Origin of the sequence: Streptomyces actuosus (genome assembly GCF_016921115.1) — a bacterium.
In the GTDB taxonomy this organism is placed as follows: Bacteria; Actinomycetota; Actinomycetes; order Streptomycetales; family Streptomycetaceae; genus Streptomyces; species Streptomyces actuosus_A.
Map to the genome: position 1 here is coordinate 1 of NZ_JAFFZS010000069.1, position 10,275 is coordinate 10,275.

10 protein-coding genes and 1 pseudogene are annotated in these 10,275 nt (G+C 65.8%); 5 read left to right on the forward strand and 6 right to left on the reverse strand.

Features of this window, described 5'->3' with window-relative positions; genetic code table 11:
• Positions 1–152 precede the first annotated feature (152 nt).
• Positions 153–824 carry a hypothetical protein gene (locus JS756_RS35140; RefSeq protein ID WP_205387333.1) on the forward strand — a complete coding sequence of 224 codons (672 nt, stop codon included), beginning with the start codon at positions 153–155 and terminating at the stop codon, positions 822–824.
• Here the strand turns inward: JS756_RS35140 and JS756_RS35145 are convergent.
• Positions 808–2,018, reverse strand: a protein-coding gene (locus JS756_RS35145) for an IS3 family transposase (RefSeq protein ID WP_205387334.1) whose coding sequence is annotated in 2 segments (ribosomal slippage) — positions 808–1,772 and positions 1,772–2,018 — 1,212 coding nt in all. Because the reading frame shifts where the segments join, the coding sequence is not laid out codon by codon here. The two genes, JS756_RS35140 and JS756_RS35145, sit on opposite strands and share 17 nt — an antisense overlap.
• 129 nt (positions 2,019–2,147) lie before the next feature.
• Between JS756_RS35145 and JS756_RS35150 the strand changes: the two genes are divergently transcribed.
• The gene (locus JS756_RS35150; protein WP_205387335.1) at positions 2,148–2,879 is read left to right on the forward strand and encodes a hypothetical protein; all 732 of its coding nucleotides are present in this window, start codon (positions 2,148–2,150) and stop codon (positions 2,877–2,879) included.
• Between the two features lie 413 nt (positions 2,880–3,292).
• Positions 3,293–4,003, forward strand: a complete 711-nt coding sequence (locus JS756_RS35155; protein ID WP_205387336.1) for a hypothetical protein — start codon at positions 3,293–3,295, stop codon at positions 4,001–4,003.
• Positions 4,004–4,155: 152 nt separating this feature from the next.
• Here JS756_RS35155 and JS756_RS35160 read toward each other — a convergent pair.
• The 5 genes and pseudogenes from JS756_RS35160 to JS756_RS35180 all read right to left on the reverse strand — a co-directional run.
• A pseudogene (locus JS756_RS35160) lies at positions 4,156–4,737 on the reverse strand (ISL3 family transposase); the annotation flags it as partial.
• A gap of 3 nt (positions 4,738–4,740) precedes the next feature.
• Positions 4,741–5,235 carry a helix-turn-helix domain-containing protein gene (locus JS756_RS35165; protein ID WP_205387337.1) on the reverse strand — a complete coding sequence of 165 codons (495 nt, stop codon included), beginning with the start codon at positions 5,233–5,235 and terminating at the stop codon, positions 4,741–4,743.
• A gap of 108 nt (positions 5,236–5,343) precedes the next feature.
• A complete protein-coding gene (locus JS756_RS35170) occupies positions 5,344–5,925 on the reverse strand; it encodes a DUF6431 domain-containing protein (protein WP_307791427.1) in 582 nt (193 codons plus the stop codon).
• 15 nt (positions 5,926–5,940) lie between these two features.
• The gene (locus JS756_RS35175; RefSeq protein WP_205387339.1) at positions 5,941–7,062 is read right to left on the reverse strand and encodes a lipid II:glycine glycyltransferase FemX; all 1,122 of its coding nucleotides are present in this window, start codon (positions 7,060–7,062) and stop codon (positions 5,941–5,943) included.
• Positions 7,063–7,250: 188 nt separating this feature from the next.
• On the reverse strand, positions 7,251–8,639 hold the full coding sequence (locus JS756_RS35180; RefSeq protein WP_205387340.1) for an IS1380 family transposase: 1,389 nt from the start codon (positions 8,637–8,639) through the stop codon (positions 7,251–7,253).
• 388 nt (positions 8,640–9,027) lie between these two features.
• Between JS756_RS35180 and JS756_RS38190 the strand changes: the two genes are divergently transcribed.
• A complete protein-coding gene (locus tag JS756_RS38190; RefSeq protein ID WP_205387341.1) occupies positions 9,028–9,453 on the forward strand; it encodes a peptidoglycan-binding domain-containing protein in 426 nt (141 codons plus the stop codon).
• A 382-nt stretch (positions 9,454–9,835) separates the two neighbouring features.
• Positions 9,836–10,171 (forward strand): RDD family protein, encoded by a 336-nt coding sequence (locus JS756_RS35190; RefSeq protein WP_205387342.1) that lies wholly within the window; start codon positions 9,836–9,838, stop codon positions 10,169–10,171.
• The last annotated feature ends 104 nt before the right edge of the window (positions 10,172–10,275 follow it).

Below are 10,275 nucleotides of genomic sequence, written 5' to 3' on the forward strand. Positions count from 1 at the left end.
TAGTCGTCGCGCACCTCGGCGACCATGCGCACCGCGCGACGGCGCAGCTCAAGCGGGTAACGGGAGGGTCGTGCCATGACTCAATCCTTTCACGGAATCGAGTCTCTACCTGACACGGGGCGGTTCACACTGCCCATGCCTCCGCACATACCATGCGCGGGATCTTCGACGGTGTCTACCGCCGGCTCCGTCCAGAGCTGCAACGCATGTTCCGGTTGATGGGCGGCGATCTGCGGGAATTCGACGCCGAGACGGCGGGCGCCCTCGCGGATGTATCGGAGCGGGATGCCATCGAGCTGCTACGGGACCTGCACGCGCACCGCCTGCTCGAACGGGTCACAAGCCGCATGTTGGTGCCCGGCCTGGTCGGCCTGGAGGAACCTGTCGACGGCTCCCAGGAGTGCTACCAGCTTCACGATCTGCTCCGGGAGTTCGCTCAGGAACTGGCGGCGGAGGATCCTGCAGAGGTCGTCGCGACTGCCCGCAGGCTGTCGGCGCTGAGGCTGCGCCAGGTCGAGGATATTGTCGCAGGCGCGCAATACGGCAGGGCCAGTGCAATGTGCGCCGCGGCCGAAGTGCAGGTGCACCATTCCTTCAGCAATGAGGACTATGGGACATGCTGGCGGCTCGTCGCCAGTCTGGCGGAGCTGTACGAGATCATTGGGTTCCCTGGCGCCTGGCCGACCCTGCACGAGCGTGGCACGGCTGCGGCACACGCCATCGGCGATGAACGGGCCCGTATCGCCATGCTCCTGGCTGAGGGTACCCACCGGGCTGAGGTGACCCCCGGAGTGTGGACACAGGGGTTCATGCTGCGAGTGTGAGTCTACGTTCTCTCTGGTGCTGTTGTTCGAACTCGACGGGCGAGAGGTAGTTGAGGGCGCTGTGGCGTCGGCGGGCGTTGTAGTACGTCAGCCACTGGAAGATCTCCAGCCTCGCCTGACGCATTGTCGAGAACAGTCTCTGGTGCATCGTTTCTCTCTTGAGTCCCTGCCAGAAACTCTCGGCGAGGGCGTTGTCGTAGCTCGACCCGACCCTGCCCATGCTCCTGCGGATCTTGAAACTGTCGCAGACCTGCGCGAACGCGGCGGAGGTGTATTGCGAACCGCGGTCCGCGTGGAAGATCACCCCGTTCACACTGCCACCGCGGGTCGCCACCGCCGTCTTCAGGGCGTCGATGACCAGTTCGGATCGCATGTGCGGGGCCATCGACCAGCCGAGCACCCGGCGTGAGCAGATGTCCAGGACGCAGGCGAGATACAGCCACGTGCCGCCGACCTGCACGTATGTGATGTCGCCGCACCACTTCTCGTCCAGCCGCCCGGCAGTGAACCGGCGCTGGACGAGGTCCGGGGCAGGCGGCGCGAGCCGGTCGGGGACGGTGGTGCGCTTGCGCCGCCGCAGGTGGCGGCCCTCGATCCCGTGCTTGCGCATCAGGCGCTCGACGCGCTTGCGGTTGACGGTATGCCCGAAGCCGCGCAGTTCGGCGTGGACGCGGCGGATCCCGTACGTTCCCTTGTGCTCGGCGTGGATCTCGCGGATCTCCGCGGCCAGGGCGTCGTCGGCGGCCTGCCGCTCTGCGCGGGCCTCCGCGCCGGCGAGCCACCGGTAGTAGCCGGAGCGGGAGACCTCAATGACCCGGCATATCCGCTGGACGCCGAAGGTCTCGGCGTGGGCGGAGACGAAGTCCCAGCGGCGGGTCTTCACTTCATCTCCTTCGCGAAATAGGCGGCCGCCCGGCGCAGGATCTCCCGCTCGAGCTGCCATTCCTTCTCGGCCTTCAGCAGCCGGGCGGTCTCCGCCCGCAGCCGGGCCAGCTCCGCCTGGACGCCCTCTGCCTCCGTCCCGCGGCCGGGAGCCGTACCGGCCTCGGCGTCGCGCACCCACGTGCACAGCGTTTCGGGGTTGATGTTCAGATCGGCGGCGACGTCCCTGAACGTCCGCCTGCCGGCCGAGGCCCGCCACAACGCCACCGCGTCGGACCGGAACTCTGCGTTGTACTTCGAGGGCCTTGCCATGTGGATCTACACCTTCCTGGACCTACAAGATCCATTCTCAGGTGTGTCCACATCCCGGGGGTCATCTCACATCCAGTCCGTTAGTGGCATTGGCTCACCAGCTCGTCGGCCTGGTTGTGGATCCTGCCATTGCTGTGCCTGCTCGTGGTCGGCGCGCTGGGCCTCGCATCGGTCGAAACGGACGGGTACTACGCGCAGCTCGGCCATGACCGCCCGTCGCTGCCCATGCCCACGGGCCTGCCCGAACGCCTGCGCGCCGCGCGCCGGGCACGCATCCGGAGGTACGCGGCCGGTGCTCTCGTAGCTCTCGCTGTGTTCTATGGCCTCTCCGGGCTCGTTGAGCTGGGCGAACCCAATACACCGGACGACACGAAAGCAGCGGCCCTCTTCGTGGTTGTCGTGTGGCTCTGCCTCGCTGCAGCGGTGCATCCTGACATCGGGCCGCGCAAGGGAATTCGATGGCTTGGCGGGGCTGCGCTGCTCGCGATTTCCATGGCAATCGCCTACACCAATGCGCGCCACATCGCCTCGCACGGGTGGTCGAGGGGAGCGGTCGCGGGACTGATGGCGGCCGCGGCGGCCTTAATTGCCATCGGCATCGTGGCCCCATACCGTGGGATCCCGATGGGACGGTCGCGTATCGACCGTGACCGGATGGTCTCGGCATGCACATGGGCCGCTTCGGTATCGGTGATTGTGGCGGTTCTGGCGGACGCCTCTGACGCCGGCGATGTCTTCAGGGCCGTTATCGGGTGCGTTGCGGGTGGCGCCGGGGCGTGGGGCGCTCCACGCCTGTACTCGCACCTCAAGCGCCGCCGCGCCACCGACAGCCCTCAGAGTCCGCCACCGCCACCAGCATGACCCCGCCCACGTCGGCCCGGAGACGATTCCCTATATCGAGGGGAATAGTGCATGGTTGGAATAGCCCCGTCCCGCCAGTAATCCGCGAGGTCGTCAAGGGATCCGTCGTCGAGTACTTCGGGACCCCCGCAGTGAAGTCGATCAAGCGCAAGGGCGACTCAGTCTTTTCTGAACTAAGCCGGTCGCTCATCGGCCGAGTCTGACCAGAGACGGACGGGCTTTGTTCGCTGCATGTGCAAATGTGAGCGCGGGGTGGCGACACGGTTAGTCGATGGGACACCTTGTTGGCGGGTAGTGATGACTGGGCGGGGCCGTAGCCGACGAGGGGGCCAAGAATGAGTGCTGCAAGTGAGGGTGGGTCTCCCGAGCCTAGGCAGAGCCATTGGGGCACTGTGTTAACCGTTGGCCTTGCCTTGGCTGCTGTGGTGATGGTGGTCTTCTTGACCATTGGCATTGAGTCGAGGTTGCTGCGCCTCAGCGTACTTTTCCTTGCAGCCGGCGCGGTGGCTGGAGTGGCGATACGGCTCCCCGCGTCATTGCGCACGCGCTTGGGACTCTTGTCCGCATCTTTCTTGGCAGCCATTAGCATCCTGCCGATCCTTGCTGAAAGTCCCGAACCTCAGCCCGCCTCCGAAGTTTCCGTCAAGAGAGTCAACGCAGACTACTTAGCGGAACTGATCCGCAAGGGGCCTTTCACGGAACAGCTCGCTGGCGGACTCCAGGCCAAAGGTTTCAAGGATGTGCGCATTAGTGACGCGGCGCCGCGCGTAGACGCGGTAGCTCTCGTTCTCGATTGGCCTCCGGAGAACGATCCCTTCGAGGGGTTCGATGGGCCTAGTGCTCACTTCGAGACGTACAAAAGTGCAGCAGATGCAGCCCGTCAGGCCGATCAGCGCATTTCTGTATTGAAGAAGCAATACGGAGGCTCAACTTACGGGACGCGGCAAGGATTCTTCATCTTCGGTAACCGTGAGATCATTGCGGGGGGCGCTCGCGGCCATGTTTACGTGGAAGCGTACTCATTTCCCGACTCAAATTACAATATCTCTTTGGCTACTGGAACGGTGAACGCGATGCTGAAGTACGCCGAAAAAATGGAGAAACTTGCCACGGAAGGTGGTTGAGTTGGTTCACGGACGGGTTCCGTGGTTCCGGATAAGGGAGCCGGGCGAGCGTCGGGTTCGTTATGTCTGACCTGGGATGACGGGCATACCCAGGGGGAGGGTCTGTCAAACGAGCGGCCCTGTCTTACATTCGGTGGTGACGGAGCGTGCTGTTATCCGAGGAGGATGCGGTGCCGGAGCAGGGTGAAGCCTGCTCGTCCGTGCATCTGGCGTGCGATCCGTTTGGTCTTGGTGTTGACGCCCTCGGTGGGGCCGTTGCTGTACGGAAGTGTGAGGGCGGCGATCACGGCGTCGATGTCCCGGTCCAGGCCCCGGGCGAAGGCGTGTAGGTAGGGCAGGTCGGCTGTTCGGACCTGGGCGATCCAGCGCGTGAGCGCATCGGCGTTGTCGGTGTGTGGCGTAAGGAGCGGGGCGAAGTCTCTGATTTCTGCGGCCAGTTGGGTCATCTCGGGGCAGGCGGCGGTGAGCCTGGCCAGGAGCTCGTGATGCTCGGGCTTGAGGTTGTCGGGTCTGGTCAGCAGCATCCGGGCGAGCCGGCGTGGCGAGATGTGGCTGCGGTCGGCGTCCGCGCGGCCTTGGTTGATGTACTTGTGCAGAAGGTTCAGGCAGCCCGTGAAGCCGAGGGCTTTGATCTCTTCGAAGAGGTTCTGGACGGGGACGCCGGGGTCTTCACTTCGGCGTTTGCGCAGGTGCTCGCGGTAGGGATCGACCAGGCTGGCACGGTACTTGGGGACGCCTCACCACAGTTCGTTGCCGTGGGTCGCCTCGAACCGGCCGAACACGCTTCGATCGCCCCCGCCGGGACCGGTCAGCCCGGCGTTGACGAAGTGCCGCTGAAGGGTCCGGTCTGTGGGCGACCAGCCCTGCGTGGTCCGCAGGATCCGCTGGATCTGCGCGGCCGTGCGGGCCGGGTTCTCCCGCTTGAGCGCGGCCGCCAGCTCCAGAACCTCCGGCGGCGTCCGGGGAACGGCCTTGCGCGGCTCGGGGACCAGCGCAGCGAACCCGCCGCCGCGGTAGTCGCGGGCCCACCGGTCGATCGTGCCCCGCGAGAGCCGTACTTGCCGGCCGAACGGATCCGTATGCTCCTGAGCAGCCAACTCCCTTGCCAGACGGCCGCGTTCGCGGGTCGTCAGGGCAGGGTCGAGCAGGTCCTGAATCAGGGAATAGCGGAACAGGCCGACCTGCCGGGCCTTCTCCTCCCGGCGGCGGTCCTCGTCCTCACTCATTGCCATGCGCGGGCTCACCTCGCATCTCGAACCGTCTCCGTCTCCTCGCGGACGGACACGATCAAGACTCCCGGCGCCTCCGATCGCCGCCCAGGGGCGGCCCGTGTTGATCAACTAGCAGGAAGCTTGGCAGGCCAGAACCCGTCCTGCTATCGCCCGGCCGGCGAACTCCCACCGCGACACGGTGTTCACGTCGGGCCACTTCATCGTGGCCGCCCGATGGGCGGCCACGACGGCCGAGACGGCATCTCCGATCGCAGTGCCGGACGGATCGGGCATGACCGGGTCGTCGGCGAGCGCGACCAGGGCGACGGTGAAGTACCGGCGAACTTCCTCGGACCGCCCGCAAAAGCGACGGATCCAGCCGCGGACCGTGCCCTCAGCCCGGCCCAGATGCGCGGCGACCTGGCGGTGGCCCATCCCCTGGGCCGCTATCTCCAGCCCGGCCCCGATCACCTCAGCCGCATCCGCCCGCCGCGGCCAGATCGCGTCCGGAAGCAGCACGTGCGTGACACCGCAGCCCGCGCACCGTGACCGTCGAGGACGCACGAACAGACGGGCTCCGAGATCACCGCGTACTTCCCGCGGCCGCCCGTGCCCCCAGGGTGTGAGGACCGCACTGCAGGCCGGGCAGGTCAACCGGCCGGTCTGCAGCTGGCGTTCCACGCTCACCGCATCGGTGTCGACGATCAGCACGGAGAGGCCGCAGGCTCAGCGTCGGGACATGTAGAGGTCGAGGGCCTTGTGCAGCGCCTTGTTGAGCGGGAAGTCCCACTCGCCGAGGTATTCGACGGCCTCGCCGCCGGTGCCGGACTTGAACCGCAGCAGTCCCAGCAGGTGGTTGCTCTCCTCCAGGGTGTCGGTGATGCCGCGGAAGTCGTAGACACCGGCGCCGAGCGCGTGGGCATCGGTCATCATCCGCCACTGGATGGCGTTGTTCGGCTGGACTTCGCGCTTGCGGCTGGTGGAGGCGCCGTAGGAGTACCAGACGTGCTCGCCGACCATCAGCATCGTGGCCGCCGCGAGCACCTCGCCCTCGTGGTGGGCGAGGTAGAGGCGCATGCGGTCGGGGTCCTCAGCTGTCAGCGCGGTCCACATCCGCTGGAAGTAGGCCAGCGGGCGGGGAATGAACCGGTCCCGCTCGGCGGTTTCCACGTAGATGGTGTAGAAGGCGGGCAGGTCTTCGTATTCGCCTTGGACAACCTTGACGCCGGCCTTCTCCGCCTTCTTGATGTTGCGGCGCCACTGCTGGTTCAGGCCCCGGTGGATCTCGTCCAGGGACCGCCCGGCGAAGGGCACTTGGAACACGTAGCGCGGCTGGCCCGCGGCGAAGCCGTCCTCACCTCCGGGCTCGGTCTGCTGCCAGCCCATCCGGCGCAGCCGGTCGGCGATGTCGAAGGCCCGCGGCTCGTGCACGCTCGCCTCCACATCCCGCAGCCGCCCCGCCTGCGGATCGGCGATCGCCGCCTTCACCGCCTCGGCACTCCAGCGGCGGGCCACCACGGGCGGCCCCATCTTCACCGAGAACGCCCCCTGCTCCTTCAAGTACGCGAGCAACGGCTCAAGCCACCGCTGAAGATCCGGCGCAGCCCAGTCGATGACCGGACCCTCGGGAAGGTAGGCGAGGTACCGCTTCAGCTTGGGCAACGGCCGCAGCAATACCAGCCCCACGCCGACGAGACAGTCGCTCTCGTCGAACCAGCCCAGGCTCTCCGCCCGCCAGTCCGGCTTCACATCTCCCCACGAGGGAACCTGCATGTGGCTCACCGACGGCCGGGCCCGGACGAACGCCAGATGATCCTCACGGGTGATCGCCTTCAGGCGAAAGCTCATGCGCAGCGCTCCTTTGTTCGACGCACAAGCCTACTGAGCCTCGATCCACCGCGTGAATTCTGATCACGGGCATCGGCGGGTTCTGGGGGTTTCTTCGGGGTGCGGGCAGCGGTGATCGCCGGGTGGCCGTCCGGTGCGGGGTCTCCGAGGTTCTTCCGGGTCGTGGGCGGGCAGGGCGGTCGCGCGGGTCAGGTGATCATGCGCTGTCCGGTGGCGGTCCACAGGTCGGTGAAGTCGTCCTGCCAGCGCCAGCGTTGGGGCAGGTGGAGGGTGAGGCGGCGGGCGCCGATGGCGATCCGGGCGGGGATGTTGATCAGGTGGCGGCGGATGGTGCCGGTCCGTGCCCGGGCGTGGAAGACGGAGGCGAGGTGGCCGGCGGCGCGGGTGAGGTTGTAGGCGGTGGCGGCGAGGGTGAGCCAGGCGGCGTTCGCGGTGAACTTCCCCGATGGCAGGTGGGCGAGCGCGGAGTCTTCCAGATCGGCGAAGACCTGCTCCACGACGGCGTGTTCGCGGTGCATGGGTTCGGCCTGGGCCAGGACGAAGGGGCTGTCGGTGAAGATGACGTGGTGGCGCCAGACGCCGAACAGCTCGGCCTGCCCCTCGGGCACGCTCTTGGGGTTCAGGCGTTTCACGCGTCGCACGATCAGCCGGGCGGTGGTGTGGAACGCCTTCTTCTTGCTGGTGAACGCGGTGAAGGGGACTTCGGTGATCTCGGCGTCGGAGATCCAGCGTTCCTCCTCGGTGTCCCAGACGGCGGCGGCGTACATGATCGGTGTCCAGGCGTCTTCGGGGATGGCGGCGATGGCCTCGCGGATCTTCTTCCTGACCGCGACGGCGAGGGAGAAGCGTGCGTCGGCCTTGCGGCAGACGTCGACGACCTTGTGGGAGAAGTAAGCGGAGTCGGCGCGGACGATGATCTGCGCGGTGATGCCCATCGCCCGCACCGTGGCCAGCGCCTCGCGCAGCGGACTCGCCGCCCCCTTGCCCGAGCCTGCCGAGCCCTTGCGCAGCCTCGTCGCCACGATCACCGGCGTGCAGGTGGATGTCTTGACCGTCACGATCTGGAAGTGCAGGCCACGCTGCTTGGTGTAGCCGAAGGAAGCGCCCTGCTTGGCCGGGCCGTAGACCTGCTTGACCTTGGAGTCGATGTCGACGAACACCACCTCGTCCGCGGTGGGGACCAGGCCGGTGTGCGCGGCAAGATTGCAGGTGAACGCGCGTGCGGCGGACTCCAGTTGGCGCACGTGCCCCCAGGTGAACGCGCGCAGGAACGACCCCAGCGTGGACGGCGCGCGCACCCCGCCGAGCAGGCGCGGCAGGCCGCCGTGGCGCAGCACGTCCAGGTCATCGATGCTGTCCGCCCCGGCGACCATCCCGCCCACGATGCTCATGGTCTTCGTCTCGGCGGCTGTACCGGCGCCGTTCTTCGCGCCGGTCAGCTTCACCTTCGCGGCCACCAGAGCGGCCAGCCCGCACCGCTCGGCCAGCCGGATCGTGGGGACCAGCCCGGCATGTGCGATCAGGTCGGGGTCGTCGAACGCGGCGAACAGCTCCGCGGGTCTGTGGGAGACTTTCACTTCAGAGGTGCCTTGCTGTGTGCGGCTGATGGAAGCGTAGGAACTCCCATTATCGCAGGTCAGCGGGCACCTCTTCCTATTTCTCCATCCACAGGCCGGTCATCGCGCGGTGGATCCAGGCTGAGGCGTACGGCATCCAGGTCCTTCGTGCACACGCTGTCGTCGTGCACAAAGCAGGCACAGACTGCCCAACAAGATCACAAATCATGCTCATCGCGCATGCCGCGAACCCGATGCTTCATCAACATGCAGAGTGTCGTCCAACACGAGTGGAGCCGCATCCGGTGCGGTGGGCATGCACCGCGGCGCCGACAGCCCTCCCCGAGATGCAGCCCGGGTGAGGGAAGCGCACGATGAGAAAAGGGCACCCTCCCTGGAGGTGATCAGGATGCGACGTCTGCTCACCGCCGCAGCGGCCCTGGCTCTTCCAATTTCCCTTGCAGGAGCACCGGCTGTAGCGGCATCGCACAGCGTTTCTGCGACCGCCGATGTGACCAGCACTCAGGCCCCGCACAAGTTGAAGAGTCCAACAAGCTTCGTGGCCCAAGGACCGGACGACGTATGCAACTACACTGATAGCCGACCGAGCCTTCACGTTGGGTCATCCGGGCCAGCAGTCCAACAAGCCCAGTGCTACCTGAATCAGGCCATAGGCGCTGGCCTGGACGAGGACGGCGACTTCGGCCGGGTCACACAATCCGCAACAAAAGACTTCCAGCGATGTGCCGACATCGTCGTCGACGGGCGCATCGGAGCCCAGACTTGGTCGTTCCTCTCCTTCTGGGCCAACGCGCCAGGTGCTCCATTCTGTTGACGGTCCCCGGGGCAGTTTGGTCCTGAAACCGGGCACCAGGGCTCTCGGTGCCCCCGCGTCTCTGGCCCGCCTCACGCCGGTACGACATCTAAGTAACAGCCCCGAGACAAGCAACTCGCCGTCAAGACATGGCCCCTGTCTCGCTCACCTCATGACGACCTGACACCTTGAGGAGAGGTCGCTTATGGTTGAGAATCCAGATCGCGACATAGAAGACCGGAAGGATGACAAACAGCCCGAGTCAGTCCAATGGCCCAGCCGACCGGGCTACGCACCCCCTCCGGCGGCGCCTGCCGCTTGTCCTGCATGTGGGCAGGCGACAACAGGAGAACTTTCCTGTCAGTTCTGTGGGCAGGTCCTCTTCCTTCCCAAAGGACTCCCCTTGTCCACCATCGGTCTTCGATTTGGTGGATATCTGTTGGAGGGAGTTCTGTTTGTCTTCACCGCAGGGATCGGATGGCTCATTTGGGCGCTCTTCCTGTTCCCACAGGGTCAGACGCCTGCAAAGCAGCTACTCCAAATGAGAGTGGTCCACATCGGTGAACCGCGCACTACTCGGTTCTGGCGGATGTTCTTTCGTGAATTCATCGCGAAGCCGATCGTTGCAATTCTCGCGACCTTCACATTCTTCATTCTCTATTTTTGGCTGTTCTGGGACCGCAACCGGCAGGAACTGTGGGACAAACTGGCCTCCACACTAGTAGATTGTTGCGGCTAAGTATTGTTCTGGTTGGTGGAGTTGAGGGTCGGGCAGGCTCCCCTTGTCGTTTCCGTTCGGCCGGGCAGGGGTGTCGTGTCCTCGCAGAAGAAGTATCCGGTTGC

Excerpts from the sequence above, each read along its gene's own strand:
- JS756_RS35140 (WP_205387333.1), top strand. The coding sequence starts at position 153 with ATGCGCGGGATCTTCGACGGTGTCTACCGCCGGCTCCGTCCAGAGCTG.
- JS756_RS35165 (WP_205387337.1), bottom strand. The coding sequence starts at position 5,235 with ATGGCAATGAGTGAGGACGAGGACCGCCGCCGGGAGGAGAAGGCCCGG.
- JS756_RS35175 (WP_205387339.1), bottom strand. The coding sequence starts at position 7,062 with ATGAGCTTTCGCCTGAAGGCGATCACCCGTGAGGATCATCTGGCGTTC.
- JS756_RS38190 (WP_205387341.1), top strand. The coding sequence starts at position 9,028 with ATGCGACGTCTGCTCACCGCCGCAGCGGCCCTGGCTCTTCCAATTTCC.